This is a genomic window from Kineosporia sp. NBRC 101677, from assembly GCF_030269265.1.
In the GTDB taxonomy this organism is placed as follows: Bacteria; Actinomycetota; Actinomycetes; order Actinomycetales; family Kineosporiaceae; genus Kineosporia; species Kineosporia rhizophila.
In genome coordinates this window covers 133,309-155,069 of the sequence record NZ_BSTA01000003.1, presented here as the reverse complement: position 1 = coordinate 155,069, position 21,761 = coordinate 133,309, and the positions used below count along the sequence as shown (strand labels likewise).

At 72.3% G+C, this 21,761-nt stretch carries 19 protein-coding genes; 7 read left to right on the top strand and 12 right to left on the bottom strand.

The annotated features are described in order from the left end of the window. Positions 1 to 19 precede the first annotated feature (19 nt). Entirely contained in the window at positions 20 to 646 is a 627-nt protein-coding gene (locus QSK18_RS10285; RefSeq protein ID WP_232812818.1) for a TetR/AcrR family transcriptional regulator, read from the top strand. Positions 647 to 662: 16 nt separating this feature from the next. On the opposite strand, the gene QSK18_RS10280 is transcribed toward QSK18_RS10285, so the two are convergent. Beyond that, positions 663 to 1,787: an RNA ligase RtcB family protein gene (locus tag QSK18_RS10280; RefSeq protein ID WP_232812817.1), complete on the bottom strand. Its 1,125-nt coding sequence runs from the start codon at positions 1,785 to 1,787 to the stop codon at positions 663 to 665. A gap of 96 nt (positions 1,788 to 1,883) precedes the next feature. Next, positions 1,884 to 2,105 carry a hypothetical protein gene (locus tag QSK18_RS10275; RefSeq protein ID WP_285618172.1) on the bottom strand — a complete coding sequence of 74 codons (222 nt, stop codon included), beginning with the start codon at positions 2,103 to 2,105 and terminating at the stop codon, positions 1,884 to 1,886. A 273-nt stretch (positions 2,106 to 2,378) separates the two neighbouring features. On the opposite strand from QSK18_RS10275, the gene QSK18_RS10270 reads away from it, so the two are divergent. Together QSK18_RS10270 and QSK18_RS10265 are read left to right on the top strand one after the other, a co-directional pair. Next, positions 2,379 to 3,401, top strand: a complete 1,023-nt coding sequence (locus QSK18_RS10270) for a glycoside hydrolase family 26 protein (RefSeq protein ID WP_285618170.1) — start codon at positions 2,379 to 2,381, stop codon at positions 3,399 to 3,401. Between the two features lie 34 nt (positions 3,402 to 3,435). After that, positions 3,436 to 4,305, top strand: a complete 870-nt coding sequence (locus tag QSK18_RS10265; protein ID WP_232812814.1) for a sugar phosphate isomerase/epimerase family protein — start codon at positions 3,436 to 3,438, stop codon at positions 4,303 to 4,305. A gap of 47 nt (positions 4,306 to 4,352) precedes the next feature. On the opposite strand, the gene QSK18_RS10260 is transcribed toward QSK18_RS10265, so the two are convergent. Then, positions 4,353 to 5,609 carry an ammonium transporter gene (locus QSK18_RS10260; protein WP_285618168.1) on the bottom strand — a complete coding sequence of 419 codons (1,257 nt, stop codon included), beginning with the start codon at positions 5,607 to 5,609 and terminating at the stop codon, positions 4,353 to 4,355. A 280-nt stretch (positions 5,610 to 5,889) separates the two neighbouring features. On the opposite strand from QSK18_RS10260, the gene QSK18_RS10255 reads away from it, so the two are divergent. The 3 genes from QSK18_RS10255 to arfB all read left to right on the top strand — a co-directional run bounded on the left by QSK18_RS10255 (position 5,890) and on the right by arfB (position 9,825). Beyond that, positions 5,890 to 6,708, top strand: coding sequence for a J domain-containing protein (locus QSK18_RS10255; protein WP_285618166.1), 819 nt, complete (start codon positions 5,890 to 5,892; stop codon positions 6,706 to 6,708). Positions 6,709 to 7,210: 502 nt separating this feature from the next. Continuing rightward, positions 7,211 to 9,391, top strand: a complete 2,181-nt coding sequence (locus tag QSK18_RS10250; RefSeq protein WP_285618163.1) for a DEAD/DEAH box helicase — start codon at positions 7,211 to 7,213, stop codon at positions 9,389 to 9,391. Between the two features lie 8 nt (positions 9,392 to 9,399). Next, entirely contained in the window at positions 9,400 to 9,825 is a 426-nt protein-coding gene (arfB, locus tag QSK18_RS10245) for an alternative ribosome rescue aminoacyl-tRNA hydrolase ArfB (RefSeq protein WP_352396510.1), read from the top strand. On the opposite strand, the gene QSK18_RS10240 is transcribed toward arfB, so the two are convergent. From QSK18_RS10240 to QSK18_RS10215, 6 genes are all read right to left on the bottom strand, one after another. After that, positions 9,822 to 11,327, bottom strand: a complete 1,506-nt coding sequence (locus QSK18_RS10240) for a putative bifunctional diguanylate cyclase/phosphodiesterase (protein ID WP_285618160.1) — start codon at positions 11,325 to 11,327, stop codon at positions 9,822 to 9,824. The genes arfB and QSK18_RS10240 overlap by 4 nt on opposite strands. Then, a complete protein-coding gene (locus QSK18_RS10235) occupies positions 11,324 to 12,496 on the bottom strand; it encodes an FIST signal transduction protein (protein WP_285618158.1) in 1,173 nt (390 codons plus the stop codon). Before QSK18_RS10235 ends, QSK18_RS10240 begins: the two co-directional genes overlap by 4 nt. Positions 12,497 to 12,584: 88 nt before the next feature. Further along, positions 12,585 to 13,295 carry a class E sortase gene (locus QSK18_RS10230; RefSeq protein ID WP_285618157.1) on the bottom strand — a complete coding sequence of 237 codons (711 nt, stop codon included), beginning with the start codon at positions 13,293 to 13,295 and terminating at the stop codon, positions 12,585 to 12,587. Then, positions 13,292 to 17,653 carry an Ig-like domain-containing protein gene (locus QSK18_RS10225; protein ID WP_285618155.1) on the bottom strand — a complete coding sequence of 1,454 codons (4,362 nt, stop codon included), beginning with the start codon at positions 17,651 to 17,653 and terminating at the stop codon, positions 13,292 to 13,294. Before QSK18_RS10225 ends, QSK18_RS10230 begins: the two co-directional genes overlap by 4 nt. Before the next feature lie 273 nt (positions 17,654 to 17,926). Next, positions 17,927 to 18,583, bottom strand: a complete 657-nt coding sequence (locus QSK18_RS10220) for a response regulator (RefSeq protein ID WP_232812806.1) — start codon at positions 18,581 to 18,583, stop codon at positions 17,927 to 17,929. Continuing rightward, entirely contained in the window at positions 18,580 to 19,767 is a 1,188-nt protein-coding gene (locus QSK18_RS10215; protein WP_285618148.1) for a sensor histidine kinase, read from the bottom strand. The genes QSK18_RS10220 and QSK18_RS10215 overlap by 4 nt, the downstream gene beginning before the upstream one ends. A gap of 110 nt (positions 19,768 to 19,877) precedes the next feature. Between QSK18_RS10215 and QSK18_RS10210 the strand changes: the two genes are divergently transcribed. Continuing rightward, positions 19,878 to 20,558, top strand: a complete 681-nt coding sequence (locus QSK18_RS10210) for a DUF2306 domain-containing protein (RefSeq protein WP_285618145.1) — start codon at positions 19,878 to 19,880, stop codon at positions 20,556 to 20,558. On the opposite strand, the gene QSK18_RS10205 is transcribed toward QSK18_RS10210, so the two are convergent. Genes QSK18_RS10205 through QSK18_RS10195 form a run of 3 tightly spaced genes read right to left on the bottom strand, consistent with a single transcriptional unit; the run spans position 20,545 to position 21,641 of the window. After that, the gene (locus tag QSK18_RS10205) at positions 20,545 to 21,168 is read right to left on the bottom strand and encodes a 2'-5' RNA ligase family protein (protein WP_285618143.1); all 624 of its coding nucleotides are present in this window, start codon (positions 21,166 to 21,168) and stop codon (positions 20,545 to 20,547) included. The genes QSK18_RS10210 and QSK18_RS10205 overlap by 14 nt on opposite strands. Before the next feature lie 9 nt (positions 21,169 to 21,177). Next, on the bottom strand, positions 21,178 to 21,366 hold the full coding sequence (locus tag QSK18_RS10200; protein ID WP_285618141.1) for a hypothetical protein: 189 nt from the start codon (positions 21,364 to 21,366) through the stop codon (positions 21,178 to 21,180). Then, on the bottom strand, positions 21,363 to 21,641 hold the full coding sequence (locus tag QSK18_RS10195; protein WP_285618140.1) for a hypothetical protein: 279 nt from the start codon (positions 21,639 to 21,641) through the stop codon (positions 21,363 to 21,365). Before QSK18_RS10195 ends, QSK18_RS10200 begins: the two co-directional genes overlap by 4 nt. Between the last annotated feature and the right edge of the window lie 120 nt (positions 21,642 to 21,761).

The following is a 21,761-nucleotide window of genomic DNA, read 5'->3' as shown; positions in this document are numbered from 1 at the left end:
ATGGATGTATGATTATCCAGTGCCGAGGATTGTGGATCATGAGGAACGGCGCCGGCAGATCGCCCGCGCGCACCGGGCCCAGGTGGCCGAGCACGGCTTCGGGGCCACCACCTACGCCCGCACCGCAGCCGCTGCCGGGGTGTCGGTCGGGACCATCCAGCACTACTTCGCCGACCGCTCCGAGCTGGTGCGTTTCTCCTTCGAGGCGCTCCTGACCGAGCGCGACGAGCGGGTGGCGGCGATCGTCGCGGCGGGTGAGGTGAGCCGGCTGCCGATCCGCGCGATGGTGCTCACCGCGCTGCACGAACTGCTCCCGGTCGACGAGGCCCGCCGCCAGGAGCACAGCGTGGGCCAGCAGCTGCGGGCCGAGGCCTGGCGGGAGCCGGTGCTGCACCAGCTGGCCCTGGAGAACGACGAGCGGCTGTCGGCCCGGCTGCGCACGGCCGTGGAGAACGGGAAGCTGTGCGGCGAGGTCCCGGAACAGGCGGCCGCCGATGTGGCGGTCACCCGGATCCTGGCCACCACCTACGGGCTGGCCGACCAGGTGGGGCTGCTCTCCGGCCGCGGGACACCGGCCTACGACGAGGTGCTGGAACCCGTGATCGGAACCGTCTTCACCGGCCGGTGTCGGCACTACGACGGTTGAGCGGCCGGCTGAGGGTTCAGCGGCGGGGGCGCTGCGCGGGGTCCTGGGTCTTGTAGGTGATCACCGGGACGGTGGTGGCGACCGGGGTGGCCAGGTGGTGGGTGGTGAGGTCGTCGATCACCTGCTCGATGCGCTTGTAGGCGGCCGGGGCCTCCTCGAACAGGAGCTGGCGGTCGCCGCAGACCACGATCGAACCCACTGCGGTGCGGCGCAACTCGGCCACGGTGTGCTTGGCCTGGTTGCGGCGCAGGGCGTCGGAGCGGGACATCTTGCGGCCGGCGCCGTGCGCCACCGAGAAGTTGGCCTCGGCCGGGGAGTGGGTGGCGACCAGGGCGGAAGGCGTGCCCCGGGTACCGGCGACCAGCACGTCGCCGCCGTCGCCGGGGGCGGCGCCCTTGCGGTGCAGGTAGCTGCCGTCACGCAGTTCGACCAGGTTGTGGCAGACGTCGACGACGGGTTCGTCGAGGCGGGCGCCGATCGCGTCGGCCACGCGGGTGGCGATGGTCCGCCGGTTCAGTACGGCCCAGCGCACGGCTGCGTCGTGGGCGGCCAGGTACTGCTCGGGGGAAGCGGCCGGGCCGGCGCCGTGTTCGTCGGTGTGCGAGCGCAGGATCCGCTCGCCGAGGCCGCGGGACCCGCTGTGCACGATGAGCACCAGGTCGCGCGGCTCGAGGCCGAGCCGGGCGGCGTGGTCGGGGGCCTGGATCCGGTCCACCCGGGCGAGCTCGACGAAATGGTTCCCCCGGCCGACCGTTCCGAAGCCTTCCAGCCGATCGAGGTGACCAAGAGCGTCCATGGTCCGGATCTCTTCGAGTGCCTCGGGCGGCGGTTCGACGCTCTGGTCGAGATCGGGGAAGCGCCGGGCCAGCCGTTCGGGGGCGAGCTTGCGCACGTGGACCGGAAAGACCGCGATGCCGCAGCCGATGTCGCCGCCCACCAGGTGGGGGTAGAGCACGGTGGACGACATGGCGGCGCCGATCGGCGCGCCCTTGCCGGGGTGCAGGTCGGGCATGCCGGCGACGTGGAGCATGCCGGGCAGCCCGGCGACCTGGTGGCACTGGTCGAGGGCCGGGGTCTCGATCCAGCTGCGGGGTGAGGCAAAGACGGTGACGGTGGCCTGGTCTGGGATGGAGACGGGCACGGGACTTCCTCGACGGGGAGCGGTGAGTTGTGCCCGTCACTGTTGCCGACGGTGGGGAACCGGGCAACGGGTTATTCGTTGATCAGGCCGTGTGGTTCACGAGATCGTCGGGGTCTGCTTCTGGGCCGGCCGCAGTGCGGCGCGCCGGAGCTGTACGGCGCCGATCCAGAGTGCGTGGGCGGCGAAGAAGGTGAGCACGACCAGCAGCAGAGGTGCCCCGGCGAAGAGCGCACCGGTCACGAGAACGGCAATGGTGATCTCACCCAGAGCCAGGATCTCGAGCCCCTTGCAGTCGTGAGGGGGTGGGGTTTCGAGCATGCGCAGGACCCTAGGCCGGATAGGGATAGCGCGGTGTCAACTAAAGGATGAGAAGGAGTACGACTTTCGTCGTACTGCCCTGACGCAGCGTGATACCGGGGCGATCCTCGGTGACAACGACGGACTTCGGCGAAACCTGCTGTCTCTGAACCTCAAGATCGTCCTGTCAGTCGATCAAGGAGTCCTTGCCTGAAGACGTCCGTGGTCACCATGGGTAGCCCCCGGTCGTGGGTGGTTGATGCCGATGATCCCTTCTGTCACGATCGTCGGGCGGTGCCGGCGGTCCGAGGCGAGCCCGAGGGGTTGGGGACGATGATCTGGCGGCTGCTCGTGCGCTGGTGGAAGACGCTGGTCAGCAGACTGGGCGGGGCCCGGCCGGTGCGCCCGGCACCCGTACCCGAGGAGGAACCCGTGGCGCCGGATCTGATCACCTGGTCCTCCGGGGTGCACACCACCGGCCACTCGGTCGAGGAGGCCCGCGCGTTCGGCGAGCAGCGGGGGCGCCCGGTCGGGCACTTCGCCGCCTTCCCGACCCGCGACGGCGGGCCGGCCGGGCTGGCCGACATGTGGTGGCTGCCGCCGTCCGACCTCGGCGACACGATCAGCGTCGGGGTGCCGATGACGTACGACGGCGGTTCGCTGGCCGACGAGCTGGCCGGGCCGCTGCAGCAGATGGCCAAGGCGCTGAACGCCGACGGCCGGGTCTGCGTGATCCGGCTCGGCTGGGAGTTCAATCTCGACGACTGGCCGTGGTTCCTGTCCGAGCAGACGCTGCCGCAGTGGCGTGAGCGCTTCGCCGAGTACGCGGGCGTGTTCCGGGCCGAGATGGGCGAGCGGGCCGTGGTCGGGCTGAACGCGAACATCGGGGGCTCGCAGACCGGGATGCGGCCGGACTGGGCCGAGCGGGTCTGGATGGCGGAGCACATGGCCTGGGTCGGCGTGGACGCCTACGACTGCTACGAGCCGTACACCACCGACGCCTGGGTGGCCGCGCACTGGAACGGCCGGCACGGGCTGCGCTGGTGGTCCGACTTCGCCCTGGAGCGCCGGGTCCCGCTGGCCCTGCCGGAGTGGGGTGTGGCCAACGGCACACAGTGGGAAGGCCACCGCGGCGGGGACAACCCGCGCTACATCACCGAGATGCACAAGTTCCTCCGCTCGCACGTCGAGCGGGGCGGAGAAGTGTTGCTGGACACCTACTTCCACGATCGCGAGCCCTACCTGCGCAGCGACTTCGAGGCCAATCCGAAGGCCGGGGCGCAGTACGCCCGGTTGTGGGGCCTGCCCCGGGCCTGACTCGCTGACCCGGACGGGTTCGTAGGGTGGGGGAATGATCGACACCCCCGGCCCGTGGCCCACCCGTCGTCGTGTCCCGGTCCGCCCCGCCGCCGTGGATCTGCACCTGTCGGCGATGACTCTGCGCTACGCGTCGTTCTCGGACCGGGTCGTGGCGGCGGCCGCGGCCGGGTTCAGCGGGATCGGCCTGGGCGCGGTGGACTACCTGGACGCCCGGCGCTCGGAGTTCTCCGAGGAACAGCTGGCCGACTACGTCGAGCGGCACGACCTACGGGTGGTCGAGCTGGAGTTCCTGACCGACTGGTGGCGGGACGCCGACGTGCGGGGCGTGCGGCTGGAGGAGGACCTGCTCTTCTACCTGGCCGACCTGCTGCACGTACCGCAGATCAACGTGGGCCTGTTCGCCGACGTCCCGTTCGAGGTGCAGCAGCGGCAGTTCCGGCGGTTGTGCACCCGCGCGGCCGACCACGGCGTGCGGATCGCGCTGGAGTTCATGCCGTACAGCGCCCTGCCCAGCCTCGAGAAGGCGCGAGAACTGCTGGCACAGGCCGGATCCGGAAACGCCGGGCTGATGCTGGACGCCTGGCACTGGCACCGCTCCGGCGGCACTCTGGAGGAGCTGCGTACGCTCTCGGCCTCCGAGGTGCTGGCCGTGCAGCTGTGCGACGCGGACGCCACCCCGCACGCCGACCTGCGGCAGGAAGGGCGCCACCACCGTCTCCTGCCCGGGGCCGGGGTGGTCGACCTGCCCGGGTTCCTGGGCGTTCTCGGTCAGATCGGGGTCGACCTCCCGCTCGCCGTCGAGGTGCTCTCCGACGAACTGGACTCCCGCAACCCGGTCGAGGTGGCGATGCTGGCCGCGCGGTCGGTCACCACGTTGCTGAGCGCGCCCGGCGCAGCCTGATCCGGCGCCTCCCGCCCGAGGGGGGAGGCGCCGGATCCCGGTGCGGTTCAGACCAGTTCGTAGGCCGGGTCGCGGTGCAGGGTGGCGTCGATGCCCTGCTCCTCGGCCTCCGGCGGGATCCGCAGGCCCATGGTCGCCTTCAGCACCAGGGCGATGGCCAGCGAGACGGCGAACGAGTACAGCAGAACCGCGGCGGCCGCGACGAACTGGCGCCAGAGCTGGTCCACCCCGCCCCCGTAGAGCAGGCCGTCCACGCCCTGCACCGAGTCGGCCGAGCCGACCAGGCCGATCATCAGGGTGCCGATCAGGCCGCCGACCAGGTGCACACCCACCACGTCGAGCGTGTCGTCGTAGCCGAAGCGCTCTTTCAGGCCGACCGCCAGCGGGCACACCGCCCCGGCGACCAGGCCGACCAGGATCGCGCCCATCGGGGTGACGTCACCGCAGGCCGGGGTGATCGCGACCAGGCCGGCGATCGCCCCGGAGGCCGCGCCGATGCCGCTGACGTGACCGCTGCGCAGCTTCTCCACCGCCAGCCAGGCCAGCACCGCCGCGCAGGTGGCCAGGAACGAGGTGACCATGGCGAAGCCGGCGCCGTCGGAGGCGGACAGCCAGGAACCACCGTTGAAGGCGTACCAGCCGGCCCAGAGCAGGCCGGCGCCCAGCAGGGTCAGGGGGACGCTGTGCGGCTTGGGGCCCTGGCCGAAGCTGCGCGACTTGCCCAGCACGATGGCCAGGGCGAGGGCGGCCGCACCGGCGTTGATGTGCACCGCGGTACCGCCGGCGAAGTCCAGCGCCTTGAGGCTGTTGGCGATCCAGCCGCCGCTCTCGGAGACCGTGCCGTCGAACGAGAACACCCAGTGCGCCACCGGGAAGTAGACCACCACGGCCCAGACCGCGGCGAAGACCATCCAGGCGCCGAACTTCATCCGGTCGGCCGCCGCCCCGGAGATCAGGGCCACCGTGATGCAGGCGAAAAGGGCCTGGAAGAGCGAGAAGAGCAGGATGGACAGACCGTTGACCGAGGTCTGCTGGGTGGAGCCGTCGCCGCTGTAGAGGCCACCGCTGCCGAAGAAGTCGCCCGGGTTGCCCAGCAGGCCGCCGATCGAGTCGCCGAAGACCAGCGAGAAACCGAAGACGAACCAGAGGATGCCGACGACGGCGACCGCCCCGTAGGTCATCATCATCATGTTCACCGAGCTCTTGACGCTGACCATGCCGCCGTAGAAGAGGGCCAGGCCGGGGATCATCAGGGTGAGCCCGATGATGCAGCACAGCATGAGAGCTGTTGTTCCAGTGTCCATGGGATTCTCCGCGTTCTCCTGCGCCTGAACGTTGTTTCCGGAAAAGAAACTGCGTGGCGCTTGCCACGGCGAGGCGTGGGTGTTGCGAATGGGTAAATCTCCTCCATGAGGGCGGACACCTCGGGGGCGCGTGGTAGCCCGAGGGTCACCGGAACACCCGTTCGCGCTATGACGAAACCCGGATCGGCGGCGACAGTACAACCGTGAGTGTTCGGCAGGCCGCTCTCCTGCTTCTCTGATCGGCGGGGACCGGCGGCATTCGACTGGAGTCGTCGGTGACATGGAGAACTACTACGACGTGCTGGGGGTGACCCCCTCGGCCGACCGCGGCGCGATCCGCCGCCAGTACCGTCGCCTGGCCCGGGCGTTGCACCCGGACCGGCGTTCCGGGGCGGCGGCCAAGGCCCGCGCGGTCGCGGCCATGACCCGGGTCAGCCAGGCCTACGAGACTCTGCACGATCCGCAGCGGCGTGCTCAGCACGACCAGATGGTGCAGGGCGAGCTGCCCCTGCCCTCGGTCAAGGAGCAGCACAGCGAGGCCCTGCTGCGGATCGCCGGTGCGCTGGGCGACGTGATGCGCCGCGAGTCCGTTCCCGGTCTGGAGCAGGCCCTGGTCAACCGGATCCTCGAAGGCGCCGCCGAGCACCTGCCGCGAGCCGTGGAGCTGGTCCAGGGCCGGGTGCCGGTGCTGGACGGGGCGGCCCAGGTGGCCGCGTTCATGGCGCTGGCCAAGTCGTTCACCTCCTTCGTCGACGGGCTGGGCCCGGGGCAGGTGCCCGAGCCGGCCTACCTGTTCCTGGTCCGGGCCACCGCCGAGGAGTGTGTGCACAGCACGGTCTGGCGCTCCCGGCTGGCCTGGCCCGAGCTCCCGGCGGTGGAGGCCTCGGCATCGCCGCCGGACCTGGTTCTGGACCTGACCCCAGAACTGGTCGTGGTACCGGAGCAGGGCCCTGAGGACGCGCCGGCCTGGAATCTCCAGCCTCCCCGGGTGCCCGGTTTCCGGGCGATGCGGGGCAGGCTGCGGAACTGGTTGCCGCAGCTGCGCTCTCGGGTGGACGTGGCCGGGGCCGAGCCCGAGGTGGGCGTGGGCCAGGTCTGAGGCCGGCCGTTCGAGGGCGAGGATCTTCGCTGCCGCCAGCCGATCACTGGGGTTTCTGACTCGCCCGGAGACGGGTGGGAATGACATGCTCTACTCCGCGACTACTATGGTCGGGGCGCCTGCCGCGAGACCGGAGCCGGTCGCGGTCGGCCCGGGCGCCGGCCGTCACCGCAGATGTGGTCGCGGCGTTGTCGCAGAGTCACCGCGCTGTCACCGCGGGGTCACTGCCAGTTTCACTGCGGCGTCACTCCGGTGTCGCCGCCGAGGTTCGAAGGGCTCGTGAGGGGCGAGCCCGGTCGGCGCCGATCACGTCGTGCCCACCGGGGCCCGGCGTGTGTTCCGCACGGTCGTCCCGGTCGGTACCGGGACCCGGTGGAAGTCAGTGGTCATCGGGCATCGCCGTTCGTGCGGCGAGTCAGGTGGCGAGTCAGGTGGCGGGTCAGGTGCGGCCGTCCGGCCGCGAACCGGCCCGTGATCGAGCAGGGTGTTGTAGGAGGAGTCAGTGGTCCCACCAGGCCAGCGCGGAACTGGTCGCCGGGGAACCGGGCGGCGTCAGCCGGCCCCGCGCAACCAGGGCCGGTCCGCCCCGGCGCGGCCCCGCCAGCGCGGCGACGTGCTCGCCGTGCTGGCCGTGGCCGCCCGGGAGATCGAGCAGGCCGTCCAGCGCGGCCAGGTCACCCCGGCCGTGCGCAGCAAGTTCCAGGCCGTCGCGGCGCTGCTGCGCGAGGAACGGGCCCGGGTCCGGGCCGCGGCCGACGGCGCCCGCTCGGCCGAGCGGCTCAAACGCCTCGACGGCCTGGCCACCGTCCTGGCCACCACCGCCGTGCAGGACTCCGGGTTCCTGCCCCTGCTGGCCGAGGACGTGGCGCTCTCCGAGGGGGCCCGGGCGATCCGGCGCGACCTGCTCAAGGCCGCCGGTCTCGAGGTCAAGGCCGAACGGGCCGCCCCCACCGCGGCCCCCTCCACCCCGGCCGCCCCGGCCGGACCGCCGGCCGGTGTCGTGCCCCGCTCGGTGGTCACCCGCAAGCTGGCCAACCCGTTCCTGGCCCCCGACTTCTCCGCCGCCCAGCCCACCGCCGCCCCGGCCCACCGCCTGGCCGGCTGGGAGCTGCTCGGCCCGCTGTTCAGCTCGTTCGAGCGGGCCGGCGGGGGAGCCCCGGCCTGCATGTCGCTGCCGATGGGCACCGGGCTGCCGATGGGCGCCGAGCTGATGCCGCACCAGCGCCGGCTGGTCGCCGCCGCCGCGGCCGGGCACCGCACGTTCCTGCTGGCCGACGAGCCCGGCCTGGGCAAGACCGCGCAGGCCCTGCTGGCCGCCGAGGCCGCCGGGGCGTTCCCGCTGCTGGTCGTGGTGCCCAACGTGGTCAAGACCAACTGGGCCCGCGAGGCCGCCCGCTGGACGCCGAACCGCCTCGCCACCGTGGTGCACGGCGACGGCAAGTCGGTCAACGGCTTCGCCGACATCGTGATCGTCAACTACGAGATCCTCGACCGGCACGTGGGCTGGCTGGCCGACTTCGGCTTCGGCGCGATGGTGGTCGACGAGGCCCACTTCATCAAGAACAAGACCTCCCAGCGCTCGCAGCACGTGCTGCACCTGTCCGAGCGGCTGCGCGCGGGCCGCACCCGGCCGCTGCTGATGGCCCTCACCGGTACCCCGCTGATCAACGACATCGACGACTTCCGGGCGATCTGGCAGTTCCTGGGCTGGATCGACGACAAGAAGCCGCTCGGTGAGCTGATGGACGCGCTCGAGGAGACCGGGTTCGACCCGTCCGACCCGGGCTTCTACCCGGCGGCCCGGCAGTGCGTGATCGAGCGCGGCATCGTGCGCCGCCGCAAGGTCGACGTGGCCGCCGACATCCCGGCCCGCCGCATCGCCGACCTGCCGGTCGAGCTGGAGGGCGCGGCCGGCCGCTCGGTCCGCGCGGCCGAGCGCGACCTGGCCCTGCGGATGGTGTCCGGCTACCGGTCCGCGCTGGCCGCCCGCGAGATGGTCACCTTCGAGGAGGGCAGCGACGGCATCGACCACGACCTGGTGCGCCGGGTCGCCCGGGCCGAGCTGAAGGACGCCACCACCCGGACCGGCGAGAACGTGTTCAGCATGATGCGGCGGATCGGGCAGGCCAAGGCCGGCCTGGCCGCCGACTACGCCGCCCAGCTGGCCCGCAGCGCGGGCAAGGTGGTGTTCTTCGCCAAGCACGTCGACGTGATGGACGCGGCCGAGGAGGCCCTGGCCCGCCAGGGCGTGCAGACCGCCTCGATCCGCGGAGACCAGACCCCCACGGTGCGGCAGCGGAACATCGACGCCTTCGTGAAGGACCCGGACGTGGCGGTGGCGATCTGCTCGCTCACCGCCGCCGGGGTCGGGCTGAACCTGCAGGTGGCCTCCAACATCGTGCTGGCCGAGCTGTCCTGGACCGACGCCGAGCAGACCCAGGCGATCGACCGCAGCCACCGGATCGGGCAGACCGAGCCGGTCACCGCCTGGCGGGTGATCGCGGCGCAGACCATCGACGCCCGCATCGCCGCCCTGATCGACAGCAAGGCCGGGCTGGCCGCCCGGGCCCTCGACGGCTCCGACGCCGACGACGAGGGGGCGGTCAACGTCCAGCTCGAGGCGCTGGTCGCGCTGCTGCTCGACGAGCTGCGGCGCTCCGCCCCCTCGTCGTCTGCGCTCTGATCCGTCCGATGGCCGGTCCGGTGCGGGTGAACGCCGCCGTCAGCATCCCCGAGGCGGAGCTGCGGTGGCGTTTCTCCCGTTCCTCGGGGCCGGGTGGTCAGGGCGTGAACACGGCCGACAGCCGGGTGCAGCTGAGCTGGCACGCGGCGGCCAGCGAGGCCCTCACCGGGCCGCAGCGCGAGCGGCTGCTCGAGCGCCTGGGCCCTCGCCTGGTCGACGGGGTGCTGCAGGTGACTGCCTCGGAGCAGCGCTCGCAGCTGCAGAACCGGGAGACCGCAGAGCGTCGCCTGGCCGAGATCGTCGCGGCCGCGATCGCCCCGCCGCCCCGGGCCCGGCGGGCGACCCGGGCCACCCGGGGCTCGCAGGAACGGCGCATCGCCCAGAAGAAGCGGCGGGGCAACGTCAAGCGGCTGCGGCGGGACACCTCCGACTAGGACACGACCTGGCTCCGGGCAGTCGCCAGGGCCTCGGCCGCCGTCGCCGGGCCGAACCACGCACCCTGCCCGGCGTCGCAGCCCACTGCCCGCAGAAGGTCCGCCTGGGAACGGCGTTCCACTCCGTCGGCCACGACCAGGTGCCCCAGCGCGTGCCCCATCGAGATCGCTGCACCGGCGATCGCGGCCCCGGCCTCGTGGCGGTCCAGGTCGGCCACGAGCGCCGGATCGAGCTTGAGTACCATCTGCGGCACGCCGCGCAGCCGGGTCAGGGCGCACAGGCCGGAACCCAGACCGTCCATGCCCAGGCCGACCCCGAGCTCGCGCAGCCCGGCCAGGTTCGCGGTGACCGGGGTGCTGGTGCTCATGAAGACCTCCTCGGCGAGCTGGATCCACAGCCGGCCGGGAGCAAGACCGTTGTGCTGCAGGCAGTCCCGCACCACCCCGACGACGTCCAGCGAGGTGAAGGTCTGCAGCGACACGTTCACCCAGACCGCGCCCTCGGGGCCGCGGGCGCCCTGCCGGCAGGCCTCGCGCAGCATCCAGGTGTCCAGATCGGCCATCAGCCGGTACTTCTCGGCGATCGGCCGGATCTCCCCGCCGGTGATCGGCGCGGTCGACTCCGGCGGCCGCCAGCTCAGCACCGCCTGGGCACCCAGCAGCCGCTGCGGGTCGGCCTGACCCAGGTCCACCACGGGCCGGTAGCGCAGGTCCAGGTCGCCCTCCGCCACGGCGGTGCGCAGCTGGGCGAGCAGCTGCAGGCTGCGGTCGGCCTCCAGCTGCATCTTGGGGTCGAACACGCTCATCCGCGAGCGGCCGCCCTGCTTGGCCGCGTACATGGCCAGGTCGGCCCGCTGCAGCACGGCCTCGGTGGCCGGGCCGGAACCGTCGTCGTCGGCCAGCGCCACACCGATGCTGGCGCCGACGGTGACCTCGTGATTGCGCACCAGCAGCGGTCTCTGGAGCTCGGCGGCGATCCGCTCGGCCAAGGCCTGGGCCTGGCCGACGCCGTCGAAGCGGCCGGCCACGATGAACTCGTCACCGCCCAGGCGGGCGACCACGTCGCCGTCGCGGCACACCGCCTGCAGCCGGTCGGCGGTCAGCACCAGCAGTTCGTCCCCGGCGTCGTGGCCCAGGCTGTCGTTCACCAGCTTGAACCCGTCCAGGTCGATGAACAGCACGGCCACCGCGGGCCCGTCCGGGTCCTGGGAACCGACCAGGTACTGCAGGCGCTCCAGCAGGGCCCGCCGGTTGGGCAGGCCGGTCAGCTCGTCCGACATCGCCTTGCGGCTGAGGCTGTTGTGCAGCCCCAGCATCTCCGCCGAGGACACCTCGAGCGAGCGTTCCAGCAGGTACCGGTCGTTGTCGGCCTGCTCGTAGGTGGCCGAGACGACCGACAGCAGACGGGCCCAGGCCGGCTGGGGCGGCGACTGGTCGCGGTCCAGCTCCAGGCGCCGCAGCTGACGGGTGAGCAGGCGGTGCAGGCCGGGCTCCTCGCTCACGACGTGAGTTCCTGGATGGTGGTGACGGTGAGGGTCTGGTTCTGCAGGGCGGAGGTGCCCGGGCCGGTGGGGGAGATCTCCCCGTAGGAGTAGAAGCCGGTGACCTGCGCGTGCCCGGGCAGCCGGGCGAGCACCGTCTCCAGTTCGTCCTCGGTGCGCTGGCCCAGCACCGCCCGGCGGCCGATGCAGCTGATCACCAGGGCGAGAACCGGCAGCCCGTCGACCAGTTCGGCGGTCTCGACCGCGTCGCCGGCCCCGTCGATCAGCTCGTCCATGTTCGCGCGCATCAACCGGGCCATCGAGTTCTGCGGGATGTCCCCGGTGAACACCATGCTGCGCTCGTCCTCGCCGAAGGCCTGCACGGTGCGCACCACGGCACTGCGAGGGTCGTCGGTGGTGCGCACCGACAGCGGGAACAGCAGGGTCGACTCGGGGTTGGGGCCCATCCGGTCGCCCAGGTAGTTGCGGTAGAGGCCGAGGGCGGGCCGGCCGTCGAGCTCGTGCAGGACGTTGCCCTCCGAGCGGGTGACCCGGCGCTCGGGGCCCAGGATGCTCCAGCCGCCGCCGGCCCCGTGCCCGATCCGCACGTCGGGTCCGCTCAGGCCCAGCAGCGTGACCACGCCGCTGCGCGGCCGCCCGCCGGACAGCACCCGGGTCTGCTCGAACCGGATCCCGTCGCCGGCCAGCCCACCGATGACCAGGGCCCGGCCCCGGCAGGCCTCGCTCAGGCCCCGGGCCAGTTCGGCCCCGTTGGCCAGCAGGCCGTCCGAGAGCACCAGGACACCCTTGAGATCGCCGTCGGCGGCCAGCATCTCCTCGGCCAGGTCGCGCCCGGTCAGGTACGAGTCACCGGTCCCGCCCATGTCGCGTTCGAGCAGGGTCAGCCGGGTGCTGCGGAACCGGGTGACGGCGATCGTCAGGGTGCCGTCCTCGATCGTCTCACCGAGGATCTCGCCGGCCGTCGAGCAGCCGATCAGCACCGACCGCGGGTAGGCGGCGACCACCTCGGCCAGCGGCCCGTGCGGTCCGTCCGCCCCAGGGGGCTCGGCGGCGGCGTCCATCACGGCTCCGGAACCGAAGACCACCACCAGCGTGGCCGGCCCGTCCCAGGGTGGCAGGGGCGCCGAGAAGCCCGATTCCGCCCGCCATCGACCCGTCCAGGCCTCCACCACGTCCCCTTGTCCGTCCAGCCGTGCATTCGGCAAATAGCTCGGAACCCGTCGAGCCGCCCGGCGACGGCCTGAGCGATCGGCGGTCTCATCCCCCGATCGGCGCAGGCTCCACCAGTTCGGCGTGCACGATCCAGCGCTGCGAGTCGGAGTACTCGGGATGACAGGTGGTCATGGTCAGCCGGGCCTGACCGGGTACCGCGTCGAGCACGGCGGTCTGGTCGGGCCGGACCAGTTCGTGGTCGGTGACCCGGTAGGTGAAACGGGCCTCCCGGGTCTGCACGACCACCTTGTCGCCGGCCCGCAGGCGGTCCACGTCCTGGAAGGGGCGGGCCCAGGTGGTGCGGTGCCCGGCGACCGCGAAGTTGCCGATCTCACCGGGCCGGGCGGTGCCGGCGTAGTGCCCGACCCCGGCCCGCAGGGCCGGGGCCCCGGTTCCCTCGAACACCGGCATCTTCCAGTCCGAGCCGAAGCGCGGCACGGTCATGATGGCGAAGGCCTTGCCGGGGACGGTCGCGGCGGCCGAGGGCGCCGGGCCGGAGCCGGGCTGCTCGCCCACGACCGGGGCCTGGGGGCTCTCGCGCCACTGCTCCTGCAGGGCCTGGACGGTGTCGGCGGCCCGCTCGCTGCCGCTGTGCCGGGTCCAGGACAGGAATCCGGCCACACCGACCAGCAGCAGGACCCCGGCCAGGATGGCCAGTTTGGCCAGTGCGGCGGCGATGTTCGGGCCCGGTGGCGGCGGCAGCACGGTCAGCGCCCGGCTGTCGGGCGCCACCGGCTCGACGAGTGTGGCGCTCATGCCTTGTGCCGTCCCCGGGGCTGAGCCCGTCGCACCACGGGTGTGCTGTGCACCCGCACCGCGACCGGGGCGCCGCCGCGGGTGCGCAGGAGCACGATCACGCCGCCGCCGATCAGCACCAGCGCCGTCACGGTCAACGGCACGAGCACCCGGCTGCCGGTGAAAGCGAGCTCCCCGTCGTCATCGTCGCCGCCGGCCGGACTGCCGGCCGAACCACCGTCGGGGCTGTCGTCCGGATCCACCGAGCCGTCGTCCCCGTCGTCCCCGTCGGAGACCGGGGCCCCGCCCACCTTGAGCCGCACAACCCCCTCGGAGCAGGCGCCGGTGCGGTTGCAGGCCCGGTAGCGGATGGCCACCACAGTCCCGGGGGCCACGGAGGCGGGTGCCTTGTAGCGGATGGTGCCGTCCGGGCCCACGGTGGCGGTGCCCACGGCCGGCTGCTGGGTGATGCTGAGGCTGCCGATCGGGTAGCCGTTCGGGTCCAGGTCGTTGTCCAGCACGTCCACCACGGTGGTACCGCCGGGCCGGACGGTGCCCGCATCCGGCTTGAGGGTGGGGGGCGCGGCGGTGACCCGGATCGTGGCCACGGCCTGGTCGCACAGACCGGTCGGGTCGCAGACCTCGTAGCGCACGGTGTCCTTGCCGATGAAGCCGGCGGCCGGGGTGTAGACGAGTTTCCCGTCCACAATTCTCGCGGTTCCGTCGGTGGGTCTGGTGACGATCCGGGCCAGGGTCAGCGGATCTCCGTCCGGGTCGCGGTCGTTGGCGGTCACGTCGACCGTCACCGGGTTGCCGGTGACCACCCCGGCCGAGTCGGCGGCGGCGACCGGGCCGCGCTGGTGGGCCGCCACGGCCACGGTGACCTCGGCGGTGGTGCAGCCGGAGCGGTCGTCGCAGACCCGGTAGGTGAAGGTGTCGTCACCGGCGAAAGCGGGGTCGGTGAGCGTGTACACGATCTTGCCGTCGACGATGGCCGCGGTGCCGTGGGCGGGCTTGCCCACGGTGTCGAGGGTCAGCGGGTCGCTGTCGGCGTCCTGGTCGCCCTCCAGCACGTCGATCGTGGCCTTCAGTGTGCTCGCGGGCAGGGGCACCGACTCGTCGTCGGCGGTCGGAGGGGTGTTCACCACGACGGAGGCCGAGGCCGCGTTGTTGGTCAGCACCGGGTCGGCCGAGCTGCTGGACACCACCGCGCTCGCGGTGGAGGGGTCCTTGGCGTCGGCGGGAAGTGTTGCGGTGAAGGTAATCTGGGCGGACTCGCCGTTCTTGAGGGCCGCCATCGGGCAGGTCACCTTCACCGTGTCGGCCACTGTGCAGGCGGCCAGCGACGAGGTCACCTCGGTCACCCCGGCCGGGAGCGTCTGCACGACCACCGGTTTGGCGTTCGCCTCCGGTCCGTCGTTGCGGACGTTCACGGTCCAGGTGGCCTTGCGGGTCCCGTTGCGCTGGAGCACCTTCGGGTCGGCGGTCTGGGTCACGACCAGGTCGGAGATCTCGTGGTCGGCCACGTCCAGGGTGACCGTGGCGTCGCTGCACCCGCCCCGGCCGTCGCAGACCCGGTAGGTGAGGGTCTCCGGCCCGACGAAGGAGTGGTCGGTCAGGGTGTAGCGGATCTTGCCGCCGACGATGGTGGCGGTGCCGTGCGCCGGGGTGGACACCGTGGTGATGGTCAGCGGGTCGCCGTCCGGGTCCTGGTCGTTGGCGGTCACGTCAAGATCCGAACTGAGGACGTCGGCCGCCAGCTTCGGGGTGTCGGCGGCCACCTGGGGGGCCCGGTTCACGGCCACCGGGGTGGTGGCGGTGTTGTTCGACAGGTCCGGGTCCGGTACCTGCCCGGAGAGCGTCGCGGTGCCGGTCGAGGGGTCCGGGGCGGTGGCCGGCAGGGTGGCGGTGAACTGCACGGTGCGGGAGATGCCGCTGTTCAGTGTGCCGAGCGGGCAGGTGTACGTAGTGCCGGTGGGCGCGTTGCAGGTGGCGCCCACCACCGTCACCGCGGTCACGCCGGCCGGGAGCACCTGCACGAGCTGGGCGGCGGGTTCGTTCTGCGGGCCGGTGTTGCTGACCACCGCGGACCAGGTGACCAGACGGGTGCCGTCCCGCTGCACCGTGGTCGGGCTGGCGGTCTGGGTGACCTTGAGATCGGCCCGCCGGTGGTCGTTCACCGCGACGTCCACGCTGCCGGTGTCGCAGCCGCCGCGTCCGTCGCACATCGTGTACTGGAACGTGTCGGTGCCCACGAACGAGGGGTCGGTGAGGGTGTAACGCACCTTTCCGCCCACCACAGAGGTGGTTCCGTGCGCCGGAGTGGTGGTGGAGGTGATGGTCCGGGCGGCCGGGAGGTCGGTCGGGTCCGGGTCGGTGTCGTTGGCCAGGACGTCGACGTCGACGGTGGTGGCCGGGGTGTTCAGTGGCGCCATGTCGTCGACCGCGGTCGGCAGGGTGTTCACCGGGACGTTGGTGGTCACCGAGTTGTTGCCCTGAGTGGCGTCGGTGGCCGCTCCGGAGACGGCTGCGCCGATGGCGGTCGGATCGGGGGCGTTCGCGGGCAGGGTCGCCTTGAACGTCACCGTGGCCGAGCCACCGGCGGCCAGGGAGGCCGCGATCGGGCAGGTCAGGGTGAGCCCGCCGTTGCTGGTGGTGCAGGTGGCGCCGGTGGCGGTGATCGCGGTTGTGCCGGCCGGGAAGGTCTCGACCAGCACTGCGGCGGTTTCGGTCTCGGGGCCGATGTTGTTCACCGTGGTGGTCATGGTGACCTCGCGGCTACCCGACTTCTGCACCACCGAGGGGCTGAAGGTCTGGGTGACGGTCAGGTTGGCCTGGGCCTGGGTGACGGTGATCGGGTCGGCCGCCGAGGTGGCGGTGCGGGGGGTGCTCTGGGCGTCCTCGTAGGTGGCCTGGCTGGTGCCGCCCACCGTGCCGCCGGCCGTGAACGGGGCGGTGATCTGCACGGTGTAGGTGATCCGGGTGGTGGCGCCGATCGCCAGCGCCCCACCGGCGCTCGCGGTGGCCCCGGTGCCCAGTCGCACGGTGACGTTGTCGCCGGTGACCTCACCGGTGGTGGGCACCGGATTGCCGTCCACCCGCAGGGAATTGGGCACATAGGCGGTGCCGGGCGGGATCAGGTCGGCGAGCCGGGTGTTGGCGGAGGCCGCCGTACCGGTGTTGGTGACGTCGACCGTGTAGGTGATCTGGTCGCCGGGCCGGGTCCGCCCGTCGGCCGGGGCCACGTCGACCACGGTTGCATCCCGGACGACGTCGAGCACCGGCAGGTAGACGTTGGAGACGAAGGTGGCCACGGCCGGGAAGAAGGTCTCGCCGCCGGTGGTCAGGTCCAGGGTGGCCTGAGTGACGTTGTTGCCCAGGGGGATCGAGGTGTCCTCGAAGACGTCGGCGTCGAACCCGAACAGGTTGGCCTCGTTGGGCACCCGGCCGGCCACCGGGGTGCCGGCATCGGTGTTGGTCGAGTTGAACACGTTGTTCGCCGGGTTCGCCCCGTCGGACAGGGCGATCGCCGACCCGCCCTGCGGAGTGATCTGGAAGCCCTCGCCGGTCAGGCCCGCGTCACCCTCGAACACGACCGCGCCCAGACGGGTGAAGGCGGTGCCGTTGTCGGCCGTGGTCAGGCCGGTGAGCGGGATCGACACCGACCGGTCGGTGCTCGGGGTGTTCTGCACGGTGCCGAAACCGTCGAAGACCTTGAGCTTGCGCAGCGGCTTGGCCGGGTCGCGGACCACCACCACCAGAGTCCAGGCGGCGTAGGAGTTCTGGCCGGTCGCAGCATGGATGTCGGCGCCGGTGTAGGTGCCCGACCCGCCGGCGGCGACGATGCTGGTGACGTCGGCGAAGGAGACGTACGAGGTGCCGTCGCTGGGATTGCCGTCTACCACGTCGCTCGCAGCCGCGGTGATCTCGCGGTAGCTGGACTCGTTGGGCACCTTCAGCAGCAGCCGGTTCTTGGCGGTCCCGGCCGGGGCGGCGGTCCGGCCGTTGCCGTCCGCGTAGGCCGACCAGTACAGCCCGGCGAACCGCACCGAGGCGCCCGCGGGCAACGTGACCTCCGCCGATGAGCTGGAGTTCGTGGCGTTGCCGGTGCCGTCCACGTCGAGGAACTGCATCGTGTAGGAGTTGTTGTTCAGCGCCCCGCCGGTGGCCGACCGGTCCTTCGCGGCCGGGCAGTTGGTCTCGGCCACCGGGCAGGAGACCAGGCTGTTGCCGCGCAGCAGGATGTCGCCGCGGTCAGTGGCGTCGAACCGGCTGGAGAACGCCTTGTTCATCGCTCCGGTGGCCGGTCCGGCCACGGCGACCAGGACGGACAGCGCCGCCACCGCCGCCGCCACGAAGGCCGCACTCCATCTCGACACGTGCCACATTGCAAAGTCCCCCAGCCGGAAACGGTCTCGCCGCACTGGGGAAGGCGTCGTCTCTCCAGGACCGCCGGTGAACCGGTGACGCCCGGATCGGCCCGGCCGCCACACGGGGGATGCAAGCCGGTACGCCGTTCGGGACGCATCGGCCCGGGGCTGAGGCCCGGAGTGGGCGGTTCGCAGGGATTGTCAGAGGACGGGTGCGGTCACCTCGGGCGGGCCGGGGACCGCGGACGGATGATCGAGCCGCCCGGCGGTGACTCTGCGCAGTCAGGCCCGCCCGGCGAAACCCGTGCGGTAGGCCCAGACCACGGCCTGGGTGCGGTCCCGGACCTCGAGTTTGGCCAGGATGCTCTTGATGTGCGTCTTCACGGTCTCCGGAGTGACCCAGATCTGTTCGGCGATCTCGGCGTTGGAGAGTCCATCGGCCAGGGCCCGCAGGACGTCGGCCTCCCGGCCGGTCAGCCGGGTCGCCTCCGCAGGAGGTGCGGTCAGAGGTGCGCGGCGGGCGGCGTAGGCCTTCAGCAGCCGACGCGTGACCTCGGGGGAGACGAGGGCGTCACCCGCCGCGATCGTCCTTACGCCTTCCAGGAGTTGCTCCGGGGTGGCGCGTTTGAGCAGGAAGCCATCGGCCCCGGCGTCGATCGCCTCGTCCACCACCTCGTCCAGGTCGAACGTGGTGAGCACCAGCACCCGGGGGCGGCCGGGCCCCCACGACACGATCTCGCGGGTCGCCTCCACCCCGCTGAGCACCGGCATCCGGACATCGATGAGGACGACGTCCGGCTGCAGTTCGCGGGCCAGGGCGATCGCCTCGCGGCCGTCGGCCGCCTCACCCACCACCTCGGTGCCCGGATCACTGCGCAGCAGCATGCTCAGGCCGGTCCGCACCAGCCGGTCGTCGTCCACCAGCAGCACCCGGATCATGCGCCGAGACCGGCCACCGGCAGATGCACCTGGACCCGGAATCCACCCGGCACCGGCCCGGCCTCGAACCGGCCACCCTCCATCCGGGCCCGCTCGCGCATGTTGGTCAGCCCCCGGCCGGCCCTCCAGCCGGTCTCGGCGCCCGGCGTGCGGTCGGCCCGGTCGGCTCGGCCGGCTCCCTCGTCGGACCGGCGGTTGTGCACCTCGGCCGTCACGTCGGGGCCGACGTGACGCACCGACACCTGGATCGGGGCGCCCGAACCGTGGCGGACCGCATTGGTCAGGGCCTCCTGCACGATCCGGTACAGCGCCTGGGCCGATCCGGCGGACAACGGCAACTCCGGTTCCGGGCCGGTGGTCAGGTGCACCTCCTGACCGGTGGCCCGCACCTGCCCGACCAGGGCGGTCAGGTCGGGCAGACCGGGAGCCGCCGGTTCCTCGACGTTCTCGCCCGGGCCGGAGGGCTGCAGGACGCGCAGCATCCGGTCCAGCTCGACCAGGGCCCGGCGGCCCACCGTCTCCACGCTGGACAGGGCTTCCTGGGCGAACTCCGGATTCTCGCCGAACACCCGCCGCCCGACCCCGGCCTGCAGCACCATCACGTTCACCGAGTGCCCGAGGGCGTCGTGCAGTTCCCGGGCCAGGCGGTTGCGCTCGGTCAGCAGCACTCCCTCGGCGACCAGGGCCTCTTCGCGGCGGCGCCCCAGTTCCTGCTCGTGCAGGCTCACCGCGTGGGCGCGGCGGGCCCGGGCCGCCTCACCCCCGATCGCCGCGATCAGGCAGCACATGGCTATGCCGGACACAGTGGACATATCCACTCCGCCGCGGTCCAGGAGCAGGAAACCCGCGATCGACAACCCCGCGAGCGCCGAGGACGCGAGGCGCAACCATCGTCCATTGGTGGAAAAGCACAGGAAGACCGCGATCCAGGGGGGCCACTGGAGCAGCCCGATGGTGTAGCCGAGGACCGCGTTCACCGTGATCACCGAGCCGGCGCCGGCCAGCGCCAAGGGGGCGCCCCAGGTTCTGCGGGTGGGGTACCGGGCCAGCAGCAGGGCCAGCGGACCGGCGGCAGCCAGCAGCAGAGCCACCACATCGGCCGGACGGTAGGGCGTCTGCTCCGGCACCACGGCCGTGGTGATCACGCACAGCAGGGTGAGCCCGACGGTCAGAACGATGAACACCGACTCATCCTGCCGATTCGTGGCGTTCTGCACACCCCTCTTGCGAGGGAGATCCACTTCCCCCGCCGGGGGCTCGTGGAGGGGCGGGCTCGAGATCCAGCATCGTGCTCATGACCGCGGACCTGATCACCGCCCCCCGCCGCCCTTCACGCTCCGCCCGCGGCGCCCACTGGTGGATCGTGCTGACCTCGGCCGCCATCGCGGTCTTCGCACCATTGCCGTACATGACCACGTCGCTGGAGGGGCTCGGCCGCGACCCCGACGCGCTGGCCGCCAACTACGTCACCCAGCCCGCCTGGTTCCAGGTGGCGCTGTACGTGCACATCTTCGGCTCGGCGCTGGCCCTGGTGCTCTCGCCGATCCAGCTCTCGGCCCGGGTCCGGGCCCGGGTGCCGCGCCTGCACCGGGTCACCGGCCGCATCGTGCTGCTGGCGATCCTCCTGGGCGGCACCTCGGCGCTGGTGATCGCCCCCAGCAACGACGCCGGCCCGATCGGCGTGGCCGGGTTCGGGCTGCTGGGCCTGTCCTGGCTCGGCTGCGCGGGGCTGGCCCTGCGCAGCGTGCTTCGCCGCGACTTCGCCGCGCACCGGCGCTGGGCGATCCGCACGTTCGCGCTCACCTACGCCGCGGTCATGCTCCGGCTCTGGCTGCTGGTGCTGATCACGGCGCAGAGCGCGGCCGGGGTGGCCGACCAGGTCGCCTTCGACCGCGCCTACCTGCTGGTGCCGTTCCTGTGCTGGGTGCCGAACCTGATCGTGGCTGAGCGCTTCCTGCGCCTCAGGCGCCGCTGAGCGGGACCACACCGACCGGCTTCAGGCGGAAGGCCCGGGCCTGCGGGTCGGTGCCGACCTCGAGCAGGTGCACCGCGTCGATCTGCATCCGGGCGTGGCTGGGCCGCACCCGGCGCAGCCGCCGGGCCAGGTCGTCGGTGGAGGCCTCGGCGTGGGCGTAGCCGAGGGTGAGATGGGTGACGCCAGGGTGGAACGTGTCCGCCTCGGCCCCGCGCAGCTCCCGCACGGCCGAGCGGATCAGGCCGATCAGGTGCTGCAGCGGCTCGTCCTCCAGGTCGCACAGGGCCCCGGTGGCGTAGGCCAGGGGGCTGCCGGCGGTGATGCTGAACGGCTCGACGGTGCTCAGCCGCGAGCGCACGGCCTCCAGCAGGGCGGCCCGCTGCTCCTGGTCGATCTGCGCCGCGGGGGCGTCGCCGACCTGGGCCAGCGTCACCCGCAGGGTCTCGTCGGGAACCGGGGCGATCGGGAACCCGGCCATCGCTTCCCGGCAGCCCTGGAACAGCTCGGCCAGGGCGGTGTCGCGGGCCAGATCCGGTACGGCGCAGAAGAAGAGCCAGGTCTCGCCGGTGGACCAGGGGCCCTGGGCGGGGCGGAACTCGAACGGTTTCACCCGGTCAGGCTAGGGCCTGCCGTGGTCCGGCTCGTCCGGCTCGTCCGGCTCGTCCGGCTCTTCCGGGTCGTCCGGCTCTTCGGGGGTGAAGATCAGGGGCAGGTCGGCCGGGATCCGGGGCACCACCTCGTCGTCCGGGACCGGCTCGTCGGTGAAGACCAGCCGGGACATCAGGCCCTCGGGCACCGAGAACGTCACCGGGCCGCCTCCCAGGCCTCGAACTCGGCCAGCTCCGGCGCGCTCATCTCGCGGGCCCCCAGGCACTGCCAGGCCCAGGCCGAGCGCTTACGCGTGGCGATCACCAGCGGCCGGTCGTCGGCCGTGCGGGCCCAGATGGTCAGCACCCGCAGACCCAGCTCGCGGTCGGCGGCCAGCCGGGGCCAGCGGCGTTCGGCGGCCAAGGCCTGGTGCACCTCCTGCGGTTCGATTCCGCTCAGCTGGCGCAGGGAGTCGTGTAACCACTCAAAAGCCACGGACCGAACCTAGCAGCGGCCGGTCCGACCGCCACCTGGAAACCTCCTGCTAAGAGCGGATTTCGGTAAAACGGGGTTCGGGTCGCGGTGGCCCGGGACGGGTGCGGGCGGCCCGGTGTC